This is a genomic window from Nocardioides sp. CER19, assembly GCF_029846275.1.
In the GTDB taxonomy this organism is placed as follows: Bacteria; Actinomycetota; Actinomycetes; order Propionibacteriales; family Nocardioidaceae; genus Nocardioides.
This window is the reverse complement of the sequence record NZ_JARVWS010000001.1, coordinates 503013-522337: the sequence shown is the minus strand read 5'-3', so window position 1 is coordinate 522337 and position 19325 is coordinate 503013. Positions and strand designations below refer to the sequence as shown.

Here is a 19325-nt window from a genome sequence, read left to right as displayed (position 1 = left end):
GAGCACGCACACGACGCCCGGCCGCCCACGCCACAGCGTCTGTGAACAACCCGTCCATCCACAGCCGTGTGCACGCCAACCGGCCCGACGCACGCCCTTGGCACCATGGCAACCATGACCCTGCTCGACGACCTCGGCATCCCCGTCCTCGCCGCCCCCATGGCCGGCGGCCCGACGACCCCCGAGCTGGTGGTCGCGGCCGCGGCGGCCGGTGGTCTCGGGGTCCTCGCTGCGGGCTACCGGACCGCGGAGGCGCTGGCGGAGCAGGTCGCGGCGGTCCGGCAGACAACGGGCACGTTCGGGGTCAACCTCTTCGCGCCGAACCCCGTCCCGGTCGAGCGGGACGCCTACGACACCTACCGCGACCGCATCCGGCACGACGCGGAGCGGTTCGAGGTCGACGTACCGGCCGAACCTCGCGAGGACGACGACGCCTGGCAGGCCAAGCTCGACCTCCTCGTCGCCGATCCGGTGCCGCTGGTGTCGTTCACGTTCGGCCTCCCGAGCGACCGGGACATCGACCGGCTGAGGAAGGTCGGCACCACCACGGCGCAGACGGTCACCTCGGCCCAGGAGGCTCGTGCGGCGGAGCAGGCCGGTGTCGACCTGCTCGTCGTGCAGGCCCCCGCCGCCGGCGGCCACTCCGGCACGCTCACCCCCGAGCACGTTCCTGTCGACCGCCCGCTGCCCGGGCTGGTCGCCGAGATCGCGGCGACGAGCCGGAAGCCGATCGTCGCCGCGGGCGGCATCATGACCACGGCGAACGTCGCCTCCGCACTCGACGCCGGGGCGCTCGCCGTCGCCGTCGGGACCGCACTGCTGCTCTCCCCCGAGGCGGGTACGTCGGCCGCCCACCGTGCCGCCCTGCTCGGCCCGGACCGCGGGTCGACCCTGATGACGCGCGCCTTCAGCGGCCGCCCGGCGCGGGCGATCCCCAACCGGTTCCTCGCCTCCCACCACGGCGGCGCACCCTCCGGCTACCCGGCGATCCACCACCTGACCAGCCCGATCCGCAAGGCTGCCGGTGCCGCCGGGGACCCCGACTACGTCAACCTCTGGGCCGGCACGGGCTACCGCTCCATCCGGGAACGGCCGGCCGCGGACACCTTCGCCGACCTCACGTCCGGTCTCTGAGCCGCGACCTGCCTGCCGGTGCCGCGGACGCCGGGAGGATCATGCAGGCAAGAGAGGAGCAGACATGATCGAGAAGGTAGGCGTCATCGGTGGCGGCCTGATGGGGTCGGGCATCACCGAGGTGTGCGCCCGCGCGGGCCTCGACACCGTCGTGGTGGAGGTCAGCGAGGAGGCGTCCGACGCGGCCCAGCGGAAGGTCAGGGGCAGCCTCGAGAAGGCCCAGAGCCGCGGCAAGATCACCGAGCAGGACGTGACCGAGACGCTGGAGCGGATCACGTTCACGACCGAGCTCGGCCAGCTCAAGGACCGCGACCTCGTCGTCGAGGCGGCGTCCGAGCGCGAGGACATCAAGCTCGAGCTCTTCCGGACGGTCGGCGCGCTGCTCGAGAAGGACGACGCGATCCTCACCTCCAACACCTCCAGCATCCCGATCGTGAAGCTCGGCGCCGTCTCCGGCCGCGCCGACCACGTGATGGGCGTGCACTTCTTCAACCCCGCGCCGGTCATGCAGCTGGTCGAGCTCATCCCGAGCCTGACGACCGGTCCGCAGACGCTGGAGCGGATGCAGGCCTTCGTCGGCGACACCCTCGGCAAGCAGCCGATCGAGGCGACCGACCGGGCGGGGTTCGTCGTCAACAGCCTGCTGGTGCCCTACCTGCTGAGCGCGATCCGCATGTACGAGGCCGGCTACGCGAGCGCCGCCGACATCGACAAGGGCATGGTGCTCGGCTGCGGCCACCCGATGGGCCCGCTCGCGCTGTCCGACCTCATCGGCCTCGACACGATCCGCGCGATCGGCATCTCGATGTACGACGAGTTCAAGGAGCCGCTCTACTCCCCGCCGCCGCTGCTCGACCGCATGGTCGACGCCGGGCTGCTGGGCAAGAAGAGCGGCCAGGGCTTCTACGCCTACTGAGCCGCCCGGAGGGGCAGCCTGAGGGGCGGCCGGAGGGGCAGACTGTGGCGCGTGCGCCGGCTGCCCCTCCTCGCGGTCCTCCTCCTCGGCGCGTGCACCGGCCACGCCGACGACTCGCCAAGACCCGAGCCACACTGGCACGAGGCGTCGCTGCCGGCCCCGCCCGGCGCACCCGGGCGGATCGTGGTGCGGGACGCCGTGCGCTGCGGCGAGCGCTGGTACGTGGTCGGCGGCGTCTTCCTGGATCAGCCGACCTCGGACCAGGACAGCCGGCCCGCGGCCTGGCGCTCGTCGGACGGGAGCACCTGGACCGCACTGGCGGTCGAGGCCGACACCTTCTGGGGTCAGCGCGCCATCCTGACCTCGGCCGCCTGCGCCCACGGCACGGTCGCGGCCGTCGGCGCGCGCTCCGGCGGCGCCCACGGGAACCCGCGGGTCACCACGTTCTTCGAGGACGCGGCCGGGCTCCACGACGTCGCCGCGCCCTACACCCAGTACGGCGGCGAGCAGGCCACCAACGTCGGGCCGATCGCGGCCAAGCCCGGCGGGTGGCTCATCACCGGCAACCGCGTCAGCGGACCGGCCGTGTGGACCTCGCCCGACGCGCGGGCCTTCACGCTGCACGAAGGCGTCCCGGGGCTCGCCGACGACTCGGCGCTGGCCGCGTTGGCCCAGGACGCCGCCTGGGACCGCGACGAGTGGGTGGTCGTCGGCGGGGGCAACGCGCCGGACGACGCCCTCGACCGGCAGCCGCAGGCCTGGACCTCGCCCGACGGCGCGACGTGGACACGCGAGACGGTGCCGGGCAGCCGGTCGTTCGACGACGTCGAGCGGGTCGCCGAGACGCCCGACGGCCTGTTGGGAGTGGGGCTGCGCGGGAACGCGTTCGGCGCCTGGCAGCGACTGAACGGCACCTGGTCGCGCGCCGGGACGTTCGGTCGGATCCCTTCGGACGCGAGCAGGAGCCCATTCGTCGCCAGCCTCGCAACCCGCGGCGGCGCCGTCTGGGCGACCACGAGCGACGGCGCCCGTTACGCCCTCTGGCGCGGCACCACCGCCGGCTCCTCCTGGACGCGGGCCGAGACGCCGGCGACGCCACCGGGCACGGCCGGGGAGCACGTCCTCTCCGTCGCAGCGGACGCGGCCGGCGTACTGCTGCTGTCCGACGACGGGGACGGCGGTCGCGTGTGGACCGCCGAGTAGTCAGCGGGTCGCGGCGGCGATGACGTCGGTGAGCCGCCGGTGCAGCTCGAGGAGCTCGGCGACGTCCATGCCCAGCCGGTCGATGATCGCCGCCGGGATCTTCTCGGCCTCGGTGCGCAGCGCCCGGCCGCGCTCGGTGAGGACGACGGCGAGCGCGCGCTCGTCGTGCGGGTCGCGCTCCCGGCGTACGTAGCCCTTGGCCTCGAGGCGCTTGAGCAGCGGCGACAGCGTGCCGGGGTCGAGCTGCAGCGTCTCGGACAGCTCCTTGACCCGGCGCGGCTCCTGCTCCCAGAGCGCGAGCATCACGAGGTACTTCGGGTGCGTGAGGCCCAGCGGCTCGAGCAGCGGCTTGTAGCAGGCGATCACGCTCCGCGACGCGATCGCGAGGGCGAAGCAGACCTGCTGGTCCAGCGCCAACGGGTTGGTGGTCTCCGACGTCACGTTGTGAGCGTACCAATCATTGGTGTACAAACTAAGTGTGAGCAGTCAGCAGCCCGTGAAGCGCCCGCGGCACCTGATGGACCCGGACAACCTCGTCCGACCGGTCAACGACCACTCGCTCACCAACGTCCAGCGCTGGGTGATGTCGGTCCTCACCGTGTTCACCATCGCGCACCTCGCCATCGGCCTCGCGATCGCCGCCTCCATGGTCCCCGAGGACGCCACCGCCGCCCGGATCGGGCTCAACGTGATCGCCTGCGCGTTCGGCGTCATCGGCGTCGCGGCCGGCATCCTCATCCACGGGAACCCGCCGCACAAGTGGCCGTACGTCCCCTGGCTGCTGCTCGGCCTGTTGCCCGGGCTGGTCGGGCTGTGGTTCGCGTTCCGCTGATGTCGCGGGGGTAGACCCGGCCCGGAAGACGCACCGGCCCGGCCGCCACAGCGACCGGGCCGTACGGCGTGCCAGGACTCAGGACGCCTGAGCCTCCCGCGCGGCCACGAGCGTGAGCGCGATGTCGATGATCATGTCCTCCTGACCGCCGACGAGCCGGCGGCGGCCGCACTCCATGAGGATGTCGCGGACGTCGACGCCGTAGCGCGCGGCGGCGTTCTCGGCGTGCCGGAGGAACGACGAGTAGACGCCCGCGTAGCCCAGGGTCAGCGTCTCGCGGTCGACCCGCACCGGGCGGTCCTGCAGCGGCCGGACGATGTCGTCCGCGGCGTCCTGCAGCTTGAACAGGTCGCAGCCGTGCTGGAAGCCGACCAGGTCTGCGACGGCGATGAACGCCTCGATCGGGCAGTTGCCCGCGCCGGCGCCGTGACCGGCGAGCGACGCGTCGACGCGATGGATGCCGTTCTCCACGGCGACCACCGAGTTGGCCACGGACAGCGACAGGTTCTCGTGGGCGTGGATGCCGAGCTCGGTCGCCGGGTCGAGCACGTCGCGGTAGGCCGTGGCGCGGTCGGCCACGTCCTTCATCGTCAGACGGCCGCCGCTGTCGGTGATGTAGACGCAGTGGGCGCCGTACGACTCCATGAGCTTGGCCTGCTTGGCAAGCTCCTCGGGCGGGGCCATGTGGGAGAGCATCAGGAAGCCCGAGACGTCCATGCCGATCTCGCGAGCCATCGAGATGTGCTGCGCGGAGACGTCGGCCTCGGTGCAGTGGGTCGCGACGCGGACCGAGCGGACGCCGAGGTCCCAGGCGCGCTGCAGGTCGTGGACCGTGCCGACGCCGGGCAGCAGCAGCGTGGTCAGCCGGGCGCGCTTCAGCACCGAGGCGGCCGCCTCGATCCACTCCCAGTCGCTGTGGGAGCCGGGGCCGTAGTTGACCGAGCCGCCGGCCAGCCCGTCGCCGTGCGCGACCTCGATCGCGTCGACGCCGGCCTCGTCGAGCGCGCTCACGATGCGCTTGACGTCCTCGGGGGTGATCCGGTGCCGGACGGCGTGCATGCCGTCGCGGAGGGTGACGTCCTGGACGAAGACGGGGGTGCTCATCGGTCGCTCTCCTTGTCCTGCGCCGCCGCAGCGATCCTCTCGGCCATCTGCAGGGCGGCCGAGGTCATGATGTCGAGGTTGCCGGCGTACGCCGGGAGGTAGTGCGCCGCGCCCTCGACCTCGAGGAACACCGACACCTGGTGGGTCGGGCGCGCCGCACCGTCCTCGAGCAGGGTGTGAACCGGCTGGTCCGCCGGGATCTCGGTGATCTGCACGTGCTGCTTGAGCCGGTAGCCGGGGACGTAGGCAGCCACGTCGGCGACCATCTTCTCGATCGACTGCCGGATCTCCGCCTCGAAGTCCGGGCGGGTCGACGGATCGGGTGCCTGGACCAGCGCGAAGACGGTGTCGCGCATGATCAGCGGCGGCTCGGCGGGATTGAGGATGATGATCGCCTTGCCGCGCTGGGCACCTCCGACCTGGGTGATCGCCGCCGAGGTCGTCTCGGTGAACTCATCGATGTTGGCGCGCGTGCCGGGCCCAGCGCTCTTGGACGCGATCGAGGCGACGATCTCGGCGTAGGCGACCGGGACGACGCGGCTGATCGCGGCGACGATCGGGATCGTCGCCTGGCCCCCGCAGGTGACCATGTTGACGTTCGGCGCGTCGAGGTGCTCCTCCAGGTTGACCGCGGGGATGACGTAGGGGCCGATCGCGGCCGGCGTCAGGTCGATGAGCCGCTTGCCGAGCGGCGCGAGCTTGGCGGCGTTGTGCTCGTGGGCCTTGGCCGACGTGGCGTCGAAGACGATCTCGATCTCGTCGAACCCCGGGAGCGCCATCAGCCCGTCGACGCCCTCGTGGGTCGTCGCGAACCCGAACCGGGCGGCGCGGGCGAGGCCGTCGGACTCCGGGTCGATGCCGACCATCGCACCCATCTCGAGATGCTGGCTGGTGCGCATGACCTTGATCATCAGGTCGGTGCCGATGTTGCCCGAGCCGATGATGGCGACCTTCGTCTTGCTCACCGCGCTGGTCATGCGTTCTCCTCGGAGGGGAAGGTGGCCGAGACGGTGCCCAGCCCGGAGATGGCGACGGCGACCTCGGCGCCGGGGGTGATGGCGCGCATCGGCCCGAGCGCGCCCGACAGGACCACCTGGCCGGCGCGGAGCGGGTCGCCGAGGTCGCGCGCCTTCTGCGCCAGCCAGACGACTGCGTTGACCGGGTCGCCGAGGCAGGCGGCCCCGTTGCCGGTGGAGACCTCCTCGCCGTCGACGGTCATCGACATGGTCACCTCCACGGGCGCCACCTCGTCGAGGGTGCGCCGCTCGGTCCCGAGCACGTAGACGCCCGAGGAGGCGTTGTCGGCCACGGTGTCGCCGAAGCTGATGTCCCAGTCGGCCACCCGGCTGCCGCACACCTCGATCGCGGCGACGGCGTAGTCGATCGCCCCGGTCACCTGCTCGCGGTCGAGCGGCCCGTCGGCGAGGTCGTCCTTCAGGACGAACGCGACCTCGGCCTCCGCCTTGGCCTGCAGCACGGTCCCGAACGGGATCGCGTCGCCGTCGCCGTAGGCCATGTCGTCGAACAGGACCCCGAAGTCGGGCTGGTCGACGCCGATCTGCTGCTGCACGGCAGCGGAGGTGAGGCCGATCTTGCGGCCGACGACGGTCGCACCCTCGGCGAGGCGGGCCTCGACGTTGAGCCGTTGGACGGCGTACGCCGCCTCGATGTCGTCGCGCCCGATCAGGTCGCGCACCGGCGCGACCGGCGTACCGGTGGCGGCGGCCTCGCGCAGCCGGGCCGCGGCCTCGAGGACGGCGGTCCGGTCGGCCGTCGTGGGGGTGTCTGTCATGGCGCCCACCCTCCCCGGCCGTCGGGCACCTCGCCACGGATCCGTCCCACTCAGTGGAACGTAGGATCCGTCCATGACCGGCGAGCTCGGACCCAACCTCGACACCGTCCTCGGCAAGGCGGTGGCGATCCTGCGGTCCTTCACACCCGAGGACCAGGTCCTGCCGCTCGCGGAGCTGGTGCGGCGCACGGGTCTGCCCAAGGCCTCGGCCCACCGCGTCGCCGCCGACCTCGTCGGCCACCAGCTGCTCGACAAGGTTCCGGGCGGCTACCGGCTGAGCGGCGGGATGTTCGAGCTCGGCATGCGCGCGTCGGCCGAGCGGACCCTGCTCGAGCTGGCGATGCCGTTCCTCCAGGACCTCTACGAGCGGACCCACGAGACCGTGCACCTCGGCGTCACCGACGGGCACGCGGTGGTCTACGTCGCCAAGATCGGCGGCCACCGGCAGGCGCCCGCGCCCTCCCGCGTCGGAGGCCGGATGCCGCTGCACTGCACCGCCATCGGCAAGGTGCTGCTCGCGCACGCCGGCCCGGAGGTCCGCAAGTCGGTGCTGACCGGCCCGCTGGAGCGGCGTACGCCGCACACGATCGTGGCGCCCGGACTGCTGCGCCGCCAGCTCGACGCCGTCCTGGAGACCGGCATCGCGTTCGAGCGCGAGGAGTCCACCCCAGGCCTGCTCTGCGTCGCGGCGCCCGTGCTGGACTTCGACGGCCACACCGCCCTCGCGGGGATCAGCGTCACCGGGCCGGTCGGGCGCTACCGCCCCGAGAGCCACGCGACCGCCGTCCGCGCGGCGGCCCAGGCGCTGGGCAGCGTCGTCAGCCGCGGTCGTTCCGGTCGTCCCGGTCGTTCCGGGTGACGGGACGCGACGGTGGCCCGTCGGCGCCCGGCCGCCACACACTGGCGAGGTGACCACCAGCAACCAGATCGAGGTCCCCATCGAGCCGAGCGTCTACCGCACGGTGATGGGGCACTACCCCACCGGCGTCGCCGTCGTCACCGGCTTCGACGAAGGGCAGCCCGTCGGCATGGTCGTCGGCACCTTCACCGCCGTCTCGATGGAGCCTCCGCTCGTCGCCTTCATGCCGCAGCGGACGTCGAGCACCTACGCCCGCCTGGCCCGCGCCGAGACGCTCTGCATCAACGTGGTCGCGGCCGACCAGCTCGAGCTGTGCCGCACCATGGCCGGCCGCGGCGAGGACAAGTTCGCCTCCGTCGAGTGGTCGCGGAGCGAGCACGGCGCGCCCCACCTCACCGACGCCGTCGCGCACGTGCACTGCCGCGGGGTGCAGCAGGTGGACGCGGGCGACCACTGGATCGTGTTGTGCGAGGTGCTCGCCATGGAGGTCACCCGCCCGGTCACGCCGCTGCTGTTCTTCCAGGGCTCCTACGGCCGCTTCGCCGACGTACCCGCCGCTCGCCTGACCGACGAGGAGCTCGTCGACCACGGCTGGTGGAGCTATACCTCCGACTTCCCGATGTGAGCGGCCCGGGGCAGCGGTGAGTGCTCGACCATCCGCCGCCACCACACCCGTGATGACTCCCCGCCGCCGGAGCCCCAACCACACCAGAAACGCCAGAGCCCCCAGCCGAACGGCTGGGGGCTCTGACGCGCGACTCAGGCGACCGGCACCTCGTGCATGATCCCCGGGGGGCGGTTCTTCGTCTCGGGGTGCACCTGGTGGCCCCAGATCTGGGTCTTGGTGTAGACCCGCGGCACCCAGTCGGGCGTGATCTCGAGGCCGTCGTAGCCGTACTCGATGTGGAAGGTCGACGGCGTCGTGCAGTAGAACGACACCATCTGGTCGTTGGTGTGGCGGCCGATCGACAGGGTCTCGGGGACGTCGAACTCCTCGAGACGGTCGTAGGCCCATCCCATGTCGTTGATGTCCCTCACCTGCAGCATCAGGTGGTTGAAGCCGGCGACGCCCGGCGGGCACTCGCCCAGCGCGAGCGTGTGGTGCCGCGCGTTGACGTGGTAGAACCGCGCGTTGATCCGGCCGGGCTCGATGATCTTGTCCGAGAGCTCGAAGCCGAGCACGCCGTGGAAGAACTCGTGGCCCGCCTCGATGTCGGGGAGCAGGAGCAGCACGTGGCCGAGGCCCTGCTGGCCGGTGACGAAGCCCTGCATCCCGCGGCCGGTGCGGAACGAGTTCGACGTGGTGACCTGGCCCCAGGCGACCTCGTGCGGGTTGCCCCACGGGTCGGTGAACTGCACGAGCCTGTCGACGGACCGTGCCTCGGCGAGCTCGGCCGAGCCCCAGGAGGCGGTGACGCCGACGGCGGCGAGCTTCTCGACGACGGTGTCGAGGTCCTCCTCGTGGTTGACGAGCCAGCCGTAGTACTCGACCTTGTCGGCCTCGCCGGGGTGGATCTGCAGGCGCCAGTCGGCGTCGTCGAACTTGAGCCGTACGGCGCCGTCGGGGCCGTCCGGCGCGACCATCGCGCCGAGGAAGTCGCCGCCGAAGCGGCGCCAGTCCTCCGAGCGCGGTGAGGTCACGCCGAGGTAGCCGAGAGCGGTGATCAACATGGTTGTCTCCTCGAGGTGTGCGGGTCAGACGAAGAGGGCGGGGTTGGACTCGCCGGTCAGGTCGTCGGAGGCCCAGGCGGTGTAGATGTTGTGCTGGATGTTGCAGATGTGCACCTGGGCGACCTGCAGGTCGCGCCAGTAGCGCTCGAGCGGGAACGACGTGTGGATCCCGGAGCCGCCGGCGGCGGTCTTGAAGAGGCTGTCGACCGCGTCGACGGCGCGGCGGGTCGCCCGCGCCTGGTCGCGGCGGAACGTGAGCCGCTGGCGGCGGCTCACCTCGCCGCCCTTGGCGACGAAGTCGTAGAGCTCGCTGGTCGACGTGAGCAGGTGCGAGCGCGACGCCGCGATCTCGGCCGCCGCCTCGGCGTAGGAGAACAGCTGGATCGGGTCCTGCTTGGCGATGTTGCCGTCCGCCGACACCCGCCCGCCGAGGTAGTCCTTGAACGCGGCCAGGGCGCCCTGCGCGATGCCTTGCGTCGCGGCGCCGATGGCCGCCGAGAACATGAGCGGGAACTTGAGCCGGTAGAGCGCCTTGCCCTCCTGTCGGTGCTCGTAGGCGCCCGCGTTCATCGCGGTCCCGTCGACCACGCGGTAGTCCGGGATGAAGACGTCGGTCATCCGGACGTCCTTGGAGCCGGTACCGAGCAGGCCCATCACGTTCCACGAGTCGGCGACGATCTCGTAGTCGGAGCGCGGGATGACGAAGTGCCGGATGTCCGGCGGCCCCGGCTTGGCGTCGGGTCCGTGGTCGACGATGCCGCCGAGGATGACCCACCGGCAGTGGTCGGTGCCGCTGGAGTAGGGCCACTGTCCGGTGAAGAGGAAGCCGCCGTCGACCGGGACGGCGCGCCCGATGGGGGCGTACGGCGACGCCGCCCAGGTGTCGGGGTCCTGGCCCCAGATCTCCTCTTGGAGCTTCGGGTCCATCATCGCGATCTCCCACGGGTGGACGCCGACGACGCCGCCGACCCAGCCGGCCGACGGGGCCGCGATCGCGGTCTCCATCGCCGCCTCGAGGAACTCGGCGGGGTGCGCCTCGTGGCCGCCGTACTCCTTCGGCTGCAGCATCCGGACGATGCCGCTCTCCCGCAGCGTCTGCGCGGTGAGGTCGGTGAGCCTCCCGCGGCGGTCGCTCTCGGGTGCTTCGCGGCGCAGGGTGTCGGCCGCCTTGTGGATGTTGTCGATGACCTCGTGCATGGCCCCTTCTCTCGGCTCAGGCGCTTGGGCGTTCTGGAACGATCGCTACAGGAACGCTAAGAACGTGTGGCGCGGCTCACAAGCGAGCCGTGCCGCGGACAGGAACGACTGCTCAGTAGGTGAAGCCGGGCGGCAGCGGCGCCCCGAAGCGCTGCGCGCCCCAGCCCTGGTAGACGGCCTCGGTGATGTTGCAGATGTGCGTGGCGGCGACGTGGAGGTCGCGCCAGACGCGCTCGACCGGGTGACCGCTGTTCATCGAGCCGGAGCCCGCGAAGCGGAAGAGGTCGTCGACCGCGGCGACGCAGCGCGAGGTCGCCCGTACCTGGTCGCGCCGGAACGCGATGCGCTGCTCGGTGTCGATGTCAACGCCGCCCTCCACCTGTTCGTGGAGTCGCGCGACGATCGACTGCTGGTGGCAGATCGACGCCTCGACGTCGGCCCGGGCTCGGGCGAGCGCGTCGAGCTGGAGCGGCGAGGTCTTGGCGACGGTGCCGGCGGTGGAGATCCGGGACGCCATCGTCTCCTCGAAGACCGCCAGCGCGTTGCGGGCGATCCCGAAGGTCCCGGCCGCGATCGCCGCGGGGAACATCAGCCCGAAGCCCATCTGGTAGAGCGGCGTCTCGGGCCGGCGCTCCTTCGCGTAGGTGTAGTCGTACATCTGCTCGGCCCAGCTCACGCGGTGCTCCGGGATGAACGCGCCGTCGACGATGACGTCCTTCGAGCCGGTGCCGCGCAGACCGAGCACGTTCCACGAGTCGGGGACGACCTCGTAGCCGGACCTCGGCAGCACGACGTGGCACATCCGCCCCGGCGCGACCGGCGCGCCGGACTCGTCGGCCAGCAGCCCGCCGAGGATGATCCAGCGCGCGTGGTCGGTGCCGGTGGAGTAGGGCCAGCGGCCGGTGAAGCGGTAGCCGCCCTCGACCGGCACGAGCCGGCCGAACGGCGCGTACGGCGACGCCACCCAGACCTCCGGGTCGGCGCCGTAGATCTCGTCCTGGACCAGCGGGTCCATGATCGAGATCTGCCACGGGTGGATGCCGACCACGCCCGCGACCCAGCCGGCCGACGGGTGGGCCTCGCCGACGGCCATGACCCAGTCGAAGAAGTCGTTCGGGTGGGCCTCGAAGCCACCGAGGTCCTTGGCCTGCATCAGCTTCATGCCCTCCGACGCCCGGAGGATCTCGACCGTGCGGTCGGTGAGCCGGCCGAGCTCGTCGGAGGACAGCGCCTCCGCCCGCAGCTCCTCGGCGGAGGCGGTGATGTGGTGGACGGACGCGTGCACGTCAGGCTCCCTTCGCGCGGTCGCGGACGACCTTGGCCAGGGTCACGGCGACGACGAGGCCGAGACCGTAGAAGACGTTCTGGATCCAGGTGTCGTAGCCCAGGAGCTGCAGGCCGAGGATGCCGGTCTGCAGGAAGTAGATGGCCACGAGGGTGCCGAGCGGGTTGAACATGCCCGGCTGGATGACGGCGGTGCCGAGGAAGACGGCGGCGAGGGCCGGCAGCAGGTACGACGACGACGTGCTGTTGTCGAACGACCCCACGCTGGCGACGATGAGGATCCCGGCGAAGGCGGCCAGGACGCCCCCGGCGACGTACGCGCCGAAGCGGATGGGGGCGACCCGCACCCCGGCCAGCCGCGCCACCTCCGGGTTCGCGCCGATGAAGATCATCGAGCGCCCCAGCGGCGTCCAGGCGAGCAGGTAGGCGAGCACGAGCGCGAGTCCGACGCCGTAGTAGAACGCCACCGGCATGCCGAGCACCGAGGTGGTGGCGAAGGACTTCAACCCCGGGCTGCTCATCGACACGTAGTTGTTGTGGCTGACCATCTCCGCCACGCCCATCCAGACCGTGCCCATGCCGAGGGTGACGACGAACGACGACACCCCCATCACCACGACGAAGAACGCGTTCGCGGCGCCGGCGAGGGCGCCGACGCCGATGGCCGCCAGGCAGGCGAGGACCGGGTTGACGTCGTGGAGGCCGCCGAGCACCGCCGCCGTGGTGGCCGAGATGCCCATGACGGAGGCGATCGAGAGGTCGAACTCACCGACGACGAGGGTGATGACGGCCGACATCGCGAGGAAGACCAGCACCATCGCCTGCATCGAGCCGAAGATGCTGCGGAACGTGCCGGTGGTGTGGAAGAGGCCGCCGGGCACGGCGAACCAGAAGTACGCCGCCATGGCGGCCCAGACGACCAGGAGCGAGTACTTCGCGGCCGGGTTCTGCAGCCAGGCCGGGCGTCTTCTCGGCTCGGTCAGCTGCTCGGGGGCGGCCGCGACCGCGGTCGCCGGCAGCTGCTCGGTGTCAGACATGGAGGGCTCCTGTCTCGGTGTCGACGGTGGAGGGGGCGGTGGTCGGGACGCCGTAGATCGCCTCGAGGACGTCGTCGGGGTCGGAGGTGCGCAGCTCGCGCGGCGGCCGCCCGGGATGGAGGACGAGGATCCGGTCGCACGTCTCGACCAGGTCGGTGGGCTCTGTGCTCACCAGCAGTACGCCGGCCCCCGCCGCGGCCGTCTCGCCGACGGTGCGCAGGAGGTCGGCGCGTGCGCCGACGTCGACGGCCTGCGTCGGCTCGTGCAGCACCAGCAGGGACGGCTCGACCGAGAGCCACTTCGCGAAGAGGACCTTCTGCTGGTTGCCGCCGGAGAGCTCGCGGACGAGCGCGCCGGGACCGCGCGACCTGATCCCGAGACCGGTGATGGCCCGGGCCGCGAGGCGGTCCTGCCAGCCGCGCCGGACCAGCCACGGCCTCCCCCGGCGGCGCATCGTGGGCAGCGCGAGGTTGTCGCGGACGGACAGCTCGACGGCGAGGCCGTCGGTGATCCGGCGCTCGGGCACCAGCGCGATGCCGGCGTCGAGGCACTGGGGCACGGTGGCGCGGGCCAGGTCGACCCGGGCGCGCGACGTGACGACGCTCCCGGCGCCGCGCCTGGCGCCGCCGAGGAGGTACGGAAGCTGCTCGAAGCCGGTGCCGGGCAGCCCCGTGATCCCGACGACCTCGCCCTCGGCGACGGTCAGGTCGAGCGGGTCGTGGCCGTCGATCCGTACGCCGACGACCTCGGCGGCCGCGCTGGCCTCCGGGCGCACCGCGGGGGACCGGACGACGGCGTCGACGGTCGAGCCGAGCATCAGGCGGGCCAGGTCGGCCTCCGTCAGGCCGGCGGTGTCGAGCCCCTGACCGACCACTCGACCGTCGCGCAGCACCGTGACCCGGTCGGCGAGGGCGAGCACCTCCTCGAGGTTGTGGCTCACCATCAGCACCGAGGTCCCGGGGGCGACGATCCGGCGCAGCACCTCGTGGGACCGCGCCAGCTCCTCGCGCGGCAGCGCCCGGGTCGCCTCGTCGAGGATGACGAGGCCTTCGCCCGGCACCGCGTCGCGCAGTGCACGGGCGATGGCGACGCCCGCGCGGTGGGAGGCGGGAAGATCGCCGGCCGGCGCATGAGGATCGATGTCGAGCCCGAGCCGGCCCAGGGTCTCCCGGGCGACCCGGTCCTGGGCCCGCCAGTCGATCCGTCGGCTCACGTGCGTGCGCTTGAACCCGCCGATGCCGATGTTCTCGCTCACGCTCAGGTGGTCGACGAGACCGAGGTCCTGGTGGACGACCGAGACGCCCGCGGCCTGGGCGGCCCGCCACTGGACCGGAAGGCTGAGGGCCTTCCCGTCCACGGCGAGCTCCATACCCGCGTCCGGGGCGTGGTAGCCGGTCAGGATCTTGACCAGCGTCGACTTCCCGCAGCCGTTCTGCCCGATGAGGGCGTGGATCTCGCCCGGCTGGACGACCAGCGTGGCGTCGTCCAGCACCCGCGCGGCGCCGTACGTCTTGCTCGCGTGGCGCGCTTCCAGCCGTGGCGTCGGCATCGTTACTTCACGCCCCAGGCGGTGAGGAAGGCGTCCTTGAACGAGTCGTCGCCGAACCACGAGGTGGTGAAGTAGCTGGCCTGGTCGAGCGTGAGGTCGTTGACGTTGTCGGGGGTGAAGGCCCGGGTGACCATCGTGTCTCCCTTGCGGACCTCGTCTCCCGCCAGGAGCTGCTCGAGGGCGTTGACGAGCTTCCAGCCCTCGTAGACGACCGACGTGCCGAGGTCGACGGCCTGGTCCCCGGACTTCAGCCGCTGCAGGCCGGCCAGGTCCGAGCTGCTGGAGATGACGGTGACCTTGTCCGCCAGGCCGGCGGACTGGACCCCCTGCATGGCCGGCGGGACGAAGCTGTCCACAGGGACGATCAGGACGTTCGTGTCCGGGTGCTGCAGCAGCGCGGCCGACACGGCGCCGGGCATCTTGTCGATGTTCGCGGTGGCGAAGTCGGTGCTCGCCAGCCCGCACGACGGGCACAGCTTCTTGAAGCGGTCGATGCCTGCGTCGCTGGCGTCGGTCGTCGTGGTGGAGTCGGTGAGACGCAGCCACAGGGCGTTGGTGTCCGCGCCGCCGTGCGCCAGCGCGCTCTCGCTGAGGGCGCCGTAGAGCTCGTTGACCCGTGGGGTGTTGTCGTAGAACGCGAGCGTGGTCGACGGCTTCTTGTCCGCGGGCGCCGCGACACCGCCCAGGAGCACGGGGATGCCCGCCTTCTCGACCGCGTCGAAGGCGGCACCGGCCATGTCGTAGTCGATGAAGCTGGCGATCACCGCGTCGTAGCGGCGGTCGACGGCGCGCTGCAGGCAGTCGGCGACGACCGTGGGCGTGAACTTGCCGTCGCAGATGTCGCTGGTCGCGCCGACCGCCTTGAGAGCCTCGCCGGCACCGACGGCGCCGCCGTGGATGACCGGGATGTTGTCGCCGAGGGCGACGAAGAGGACCTTCTTGCCGGCCAGGTCGACCGGCTTCGAGAGCGCCGGCTCCTTCGGGTAGCTCGCCGCGGTGAGGGGGGCGGCGAGCTCCTCGAGGTGGCTCTTGGCCTGCTCGATGCCGGCGGTCGGGTCCTCGGCGCTGCTGCCGGCGGACGCACCGGGGGCGTCGTTCTGGGCACAAGCACCGAGCAGTGCCAGCGAGGCGACGACCGCGCCCAGCGCGGCGGCGCGCCGGCGGCGGTTCGTGGGGGTGCGGGACATGACTGACCTCTCCTCGGGTTCGCTGTCCGGGACGTGACGACCATCACGTCACTCAGTGGGACGAACGCTACGGAGGCGTCGGACGGGCGCAAGGACTTTGCCGTCCGTACGCGGGGGAGCGTGCCGCGGAGTGGAAAACGGCTGCTGGAACGACCATTCCGTGCCATCCGGGGAAACACGGCATTGGCGTCCGGCGAGATACGGCCGGGAGGCTCCTCGTCATGATCCCGTCCCCGACCGCCTCGGCAACGGCCGAGCGGACCCTTCCGGGCCGCACCCTGCTCCTGCTGGGTGCCCTGACGGCGGTGGCGCCGCTCGTCACCGACCTCTATCTCCCGGCGCTCCCCCAGCTCGGCGACGCCTGGGGCGCCGACGACGCGACGACCCAGCTGACGATGTCGGTCTGCCTGATCGGGCTGGCGCTGGGTCAGCTGGTGGCTGGCCCCCTCTCGGACCGGGTCGGTCGGCTGCGACCCCTGCGGTGGGGCATCGGCGTCCTGGCGGTCACCTCGTTCCTCTGCGCTCTCGCTCCCGACGTCGGCACGCTGATCGTGCTGCGCGCGATCCAGGGCCTGGCCGGCTCGGCCGGCGTGGTCATCGCCCGCGCGATCGTGCGCGACGTCTACGAGGGCGAGCGCGCCGCGCGGGTCTTCTCCGAGCTGATGCTCGTGACGGGTCTGGCCCCGGTGCTCGGGCCGGTGCTCGGCGGCCAGCTCCTGCGCGTGACCGACTGGCGCGGCATCTTCGTCGTGCTCGCGCTCCTCTCCACCCTCCTGCTGGTCGCGGTGCTGACCCGGCTGCCGGAGACGAGGACCGGGGTAGCGCAGGTCGGGGGCAGCGACCTGCGCCTGCTCCTGCGCGACCGCCGGTTCACGCGCTACCTCGGGATGTCGGCGGCGTTCGGGGTCGTCCTGTTCGCCTACATCTCGATGAGCTCCTTCGTCCTGCAGGACGGGTACGGCGTCTCAGCGTCGGCCTACTCGCTCGTGTTCGGCGCGAACGCGGTCGGCATGATCCTCGGCAGCCAGGTCAGTGCCCGACTGGTGGGGCGTACGGGCGCCGCGTCGATGCTGATCGCGGCGGTCGGGCTGATCGTCTGCTCGACCGCAGCGGTGGCCGCGGCCGGCGTCCTGGGCGCGCCCCTCGCCGTCGTCCTCGTGCCCCTGTGGCTGGTGCTGGTCGGCCTCGGAGCGGCCCTGGGCAACACGGTCGCGCTCGCCCTGCTGCCCCACCGGGAGCGGGCGGGCGCCGCGTCCGCTCTGATCGGGACCGCGCAGTTCCTGTTCGGCGCGGCGATACCGCCGCTGGCGTCATTGGGCGGCGCGTCCGCGGGCAGGATGGGCGTGACCATGCTGGCCGCCTCCGTCGTCGCCCTGGGGTGCCAGGTGGCGGCCTGCGCCGGCCGCCGGGACTAGGATCGGCTCCCCATGGCCAGGAAGACCAGCCGCACCCACGCTCAGGGAGAGGTGTCGCGGCGAGCCATCCTCGATGCGACCCTGCGCATCGCGAGCGAGCGCGGGTACGTCGGGACGACTGTCGCGCAGGTCAAGCGCGCCACCGGGCTGCCCGCGTCGTCCCTCTACTGGCACTTCAAGGACAAGGACGACCTGATCGCCGACGCGCTCGACCACGCGTTCGCGCTGTGGCACGAGCACTCGCCGCGCTGGGAGAGGGGCACGTCCGGCGAGTCGCTCGCGGCGTCCCTCGCCACCCACTTCAGCGAGGCGACCCGAGGCCTGGACCACGAGCCGGGCTTCTGGAGGATGGGCCTGATGATGTCGCTCGAGACCGGCCCCGCCGTCGGCTCGCAGGCCCGCACGCGGTTCCTCCGGATCCGCGGCCAGGCCAGCGACGTCGTCGGCGAGTGGTGGTCGGCGAGCGCCGATGCCCGCGACCGGCCGGTGCTCGTCCGGCTCACCATGGCCGCCCTCGACGGGCTCTTCATCGCGCACCAGTCCGACGGACAGGAGCGGATCGACCTCGTGGTGCCGCTCCTCGCCGAGGCCATCGCCGCGGTCGCCGGACGTCTGCACGAGCAGTCGCTCCCCACCGACCGGGAGGTCGCGCCCGCCCGCACCGAGCGCGTGCTCGGCGACGCCCGCACCAGCCGTGACCGGCTGCTCGACGCGGCGGCCGCGGTGGCCGCCGAGTCCGGCTACGAGGGGGCGTCGATCTCCCGCATCTGCGCCCGCGCCGGCCTGCCGCCCTCGTCCCTCTACTGGCACTTCAAGGGCAAGGACGACCTGCTCGCCGGAGTCGTCGAGCACTCCTTCCAGGAGTGGTCGGCACGGCAGCCGGCCTGGCTGCCGCCGACTCCCGGCACGCCGTGGCAGGACGAGCTGCGCAGCCACTTCGCCACGGCGCTGCGCTCCCTGCAGGCCGAGCCCGACTTCCTCCGGATCGGGCACCAGCTGCTCCTGCTCCGGCGCGATGACGCACCGGCCGGGCGCGCCCGGTTCCTCTCGGTGCGCCACCGCCAGCGCCTGATCATGACGGAGTGGTTCCGCGACGTGCTCGACATGCGCCCGGAGGACGCAGAGCGGCTCGCGGTGATGACGATGATCCTGCACGACGGGCTGTTCTTCTCCGACCAGCTCGACGAGCCCACGTGGGACGCTCGCGAGATGGCCGTCGTGCTCACCGGCGCCGTGGCGGGCGCGCTGGAGGCCTCACCCGAGCTGGCGTGAGATCGCCTCGGCGGTGCGGCGTACGTGCGTCACCGCGACCGCCGGGTTGAACTGGGTCGCCCGTCCCGAGACCGACACGGCCCCGACGGCACGACCGGCGCGTAGCACCGGAGCGGCGACGCATACCAGGCCGATGCTGACCTCCTCGCGGTCGAACGCGATGCGCTCCTGGTGGACCCGCCGCAGCTCGTTGAGGAAGCGGGCCGGGTCGACGTGGGAGTAGCGCGTCCGCCGGACGAGGCCGTTGTCGAGGACCGCGCCGATCGTGTCGCGATCGCTGAAGGCGAGCATCGCCTTGCCGAGCGCGGTGCACGCCGACGGCATCCGCTGGCCCACCGCCGTGGGGACGTCGACGGTGTCGCGGGCGATGATCTTCTCGAGGTAGACCACGTCGGTGCCCTCCAGGATGCCGAGCTGGACGACCTTGCCGGTCGCGACGAAGAGCTCGGACAGATGGGGCATCGCGACCTCTCGGAGGCCACCGCGGCGGCACATCGGGACGCTGTTGCCGAGCTCGAAGAGGCGACCGCCGAGGAGGTACTCCTTGCCGGCGCGCTCCACGAAGCCGGCCTTCTCCAGGTAGGACAGCAGCCGGAACGCCGTGGACTTCGGTACGCCGGCCAGCCGCGCGATCTCGCTGACGCCGAGGGCTCCGCGGGCATCGCGGAACGCGTCCAGCAGCTGGAGCGCCTTCGTGACGGACGGGACGGTCCGGTCGGACTCGTCGGCGGCCAGGGAGGCGCGGGTCGGGTTCTCGACGACAGCGGCGGTCATGTCGCTCTCTCCTTCTCCGCCACTGGTGCGTGACGGCGTTCACAGGGTGATGCGCGTCACTGTAACGATCGATACAGAGATAGGACAAGCGTTCTGCCG

General features: G+C 72.0%; 19 protein-coding genes. 8 read left to right on the top strand and 11 right to left on the bottom strand.

Translation table 11 applies throughout. The features are described from left to right. Positions 1 to 114 precede the first annotated feature (114 nt). The 3 genes from QDS12_RS02590 (at position 115) to QDS12_RS02580 (ending at position 3253) form a co-directional block, all read left to right on the top strand. Positions 115 to 1134 carry a nitronate monooxygenase gene (locus QDS12_RS02590; RefSeq protein ID WP_279876652.1) on the top strand — a complete coding sequence of 340 codons (1020 nt, stop codon included), beginning with the start codon at positions 115 to 117 and terminating at the stop codon, positions 1132 to 1134. Between the two features lie 67 nt (positions 1135 to 1201). Further along, complete coding sequence (locus QDS12_RS02585; RefSeq protein ID WP_279878451.1) at positions 1202 to 2050, top strand: 3-hydroxybutyryl-CoA dehydrogenase; 849 nt, start codon at positions 1202 to 1204, stop codon at positions 2048 to 2050. Between the two features lie 51 nt (positions 2051 to 2101). After that, positions 2102 to 3253: a hypothetical protein gene (locus QDS12_RS02580; RefSeq protein ID WP_279876651.1), complete on the top strand. Its 1152-nt coding sequence runs from the start codon at positions 2102 to 2104 to the stop codon at positions 3251 to 3253. On the opposite strand, the gene QDS12_RS02575 is transcribed toward QDS12_RS02580, so the two are convergent. Next, positions 3254 to 3694 (bottom strand): MarR family transcriptional regulator, encoded by a 441-nt coding sequence (locus tag QDS12_RS02575; protein ID WP_279876650.1) that lies wholly within the window; start codon positions 3692 to 3694, stop codon positions 3254 to 3256. 37 nt (positions 3695 to 3731) lie between these two features. On the opposite strand from QDS12_RS02575, the gene QDS12_RS02570 reads away from it, so the two are divergent. Continuing rightward, positions 3732 to 4085, top strand: a complete 354-nt coding sequence (locus QDS12_RS02570) for a hypothetical protein (protein WP_279876649.1) — start codon at positions 3732 to 3734, stop codon at positions 4083 to 4085. 78 nt (positions 4086 to 4163) lie between these two features. On the opposite strand, the gene dmpG is transcribed toward QDS12_RS02570, so the two are convergent. Genes dmpG through QDS12_RS02555 form a run of 3 tightly spaced genes read right to left on the bottom strand, consistent with a single transcriptional unit; the run spans position 4164 to position 6981 of the window. Next, positions 4164 to 5189 (bottom strand): 4-hydroxy-2-oxovalerate aldolase, encoded by a 1026-nt coding sequence (gene dmpG, locus QDS12_RS02565; protein ID WP_279876648.1) that lies wholly within the window; start codon positions 5187 to 5189, stop codon positions 4164 to 4166. Next, positions 5186 to 6166, bottom strand: coding sequence for an acetaldehyde dehydrogenase (acetylating) (locus tag QDS12_RS02560; RefSeq protein WP_279876647.1), 981 nt, complete (start codon positions 6164 to 6166; stop codon positions 5186 to 5188). The genes dmpG and QDS12_RS02560 overlap by 4 nt, the downstream gene beginning before the upstream one ends. Further along, a complete protein-coding gene (locus tag QDS12_RS02555) occupies positions 6163 to 6981 on the bottom strand; it encodes a fumarylacetoacetate hydrolase family protein (RefSeq protein ID WP_279876646.1) in 819 nt (272 codons plus the stop codon). The genes QDS12_RS02560 and QDS12_RS02555 overlap by 4 nt, the downstream gene beginning before the upstream one ends. Before the next feature lie 73 nt (positions 6982 to 7054). Between QDS12_RS02555 and QDS12_RS02550 the strand changes: the two genes are divergently transcribed. Both QDS12_RS02550 and QDS12_RS02545 read left to right on the top strand, forming a co-directional pair. Next, a complete protein-coding gene (locus tag QDS12_RS02550) occupies positions 7055 to 7840 on the top strand; it encodes an IclR family transcriptional regulator (RefSeq protein ID WP_279876645.1) in 786 nt (261 codons plus the stop codon). 49 nt (positions 7841 to 7889) lie between these two features. Further along, the gene (locus QDS12_RS02545; RefSeq protein WP_279876644.1) at positions 7890 to 8465 is read left to right on the top strand and encodes a flavin reductase family protein; all 576 of its coding nucleotides are present in this window, start codon (positions 7890 to 7892) and stop codon (positions 8463 to 8465) included. Between the two features lie 134 nt (positions 8466 to 8599). Here QDS12_RS02545 and QDS12_RS02540 read toward each other — a convergent pair whose 3' ends face one another. From QDS12_RS02540 to QDS12_RS02515, 6 genes are all read right to left on the bottom strand, one after another. Continuing rightward, the gene (locus tag QDS12_RS02540) at positions 8600 to 9511 is read right to left on the bottom strand and encodes a VOC family protein (protein WP_279876643.1); all 912 of its coding nucleotides are present in this window, start codon (positions 9509 to 9511) and stop codon (positions 8600 to 8602) included. 24 nt (positions 9512 to 9535) lie between these two features. Continuing rightward, positions 9536 to 10708: an acyl-CoA dehydrogenase family protein gene (locus tag QDS12_RS02535; protein WP_279876642.1), complete on the bottom strand. Its 1173-nt coding sequence runs from the start codon at positions 10706 to 10708 to the stop codon at positions 9536 to 9538. Positions 10709 to 10820: 112 nt separating this feature from the next. Next, the gene (locus QDS12_RS02530; RefSeq protein WP_279876641.1) at positions 10821 to 11993 is read right to left on the bottom strand and encodes a hydroxylase; all 1173 of its coding nucleotides are present in this window, start codon (positions 11991 to 11993) and stop codon (positions 10821 to 10823) included. A 1-nt stretch (position 11994) separates the two neighbouring features. Then, positions 11995 to 13029, bottom strand: a complete 1035-nt coding sequence (locus QDS12_RS02525; RefSeq protein ID WP_279876640.1) for an ABC transporter permease — start codon at positions 13027 to 13029, stop codon at positions 11995 to 11997. Then, positions 13022 to 14578, bottom strand: a complete 1557-nt coding sequence (locus tag QDS12_RS02520; protein WP_279876639.1) for a sugar ABC transporter ATP-binding protein — start codon at positions 14576 to 14578, stop codon at positions 13022 to 13024. The genes QDS12_RS02525 and QDS12_RS02520 overlap by 8 nt, the downstream gene beginning before the upstream one ends. A 2-nt stretch (positions 14579 to 14580) precedes the next feature. Then, the gene (locus tag QDS12_RS02515) at positions 14581 to 15765 is read right to left on the bottom strand and encodes a substrate-binding domain-containing protein (protein WP_279876638.1); all 1185 of its coding nucleotides are present in this window, start codon (positions 15763 to 15765) and stop codon (positions 14581 to 14583) included. A 221-nt stretch (positions 15766 to 15986) separates the two neighbouring features. Between QDS12_RS02515 and QDS12_RS02510 the strand changes: the two genes are divergently transcribed. Further along, on the top strand, positions 15987 to 17180 hold the full coding sequence (locus QDS12_RS02510) for a multidrug effflux MFS transporter (RefSeq protein ID WP_279876637.1): 1194 nt from the start codon (positions 15987 to 15989) through the stop codon (positions 17178 to 17180). A gap of 12 nt (positions 17181 to 17192) precedes the next feature. Further along, entirely contained in the window at positions 17193 to 18452 is a 1260-nt protein-coding gene (locus QDS12_RS02505) for a TetR family transcriptional regulator (protein ID WP_279876636.1), read from the top strand. On the opposite strand, the gene QDS12_RS02500 is transcribed toward QDS12_RS02505, so the two are convergent. Beyond that, positions 18435 to 19226, bottom strand: coding sequence for an IclR family transcriptional regulator (locus QDS12_RS02500; protein WP_279876635.1), 792 nt, complete (start codon positions 19224 to 19226; stop codon positions 18435 to 18437). The genes QDS12_RS02505 and QDS12_RS02500 overlap by 18 nt on opposite strands. Positions 19227 to 19325 lie beyond the last annotated feature (99 nt).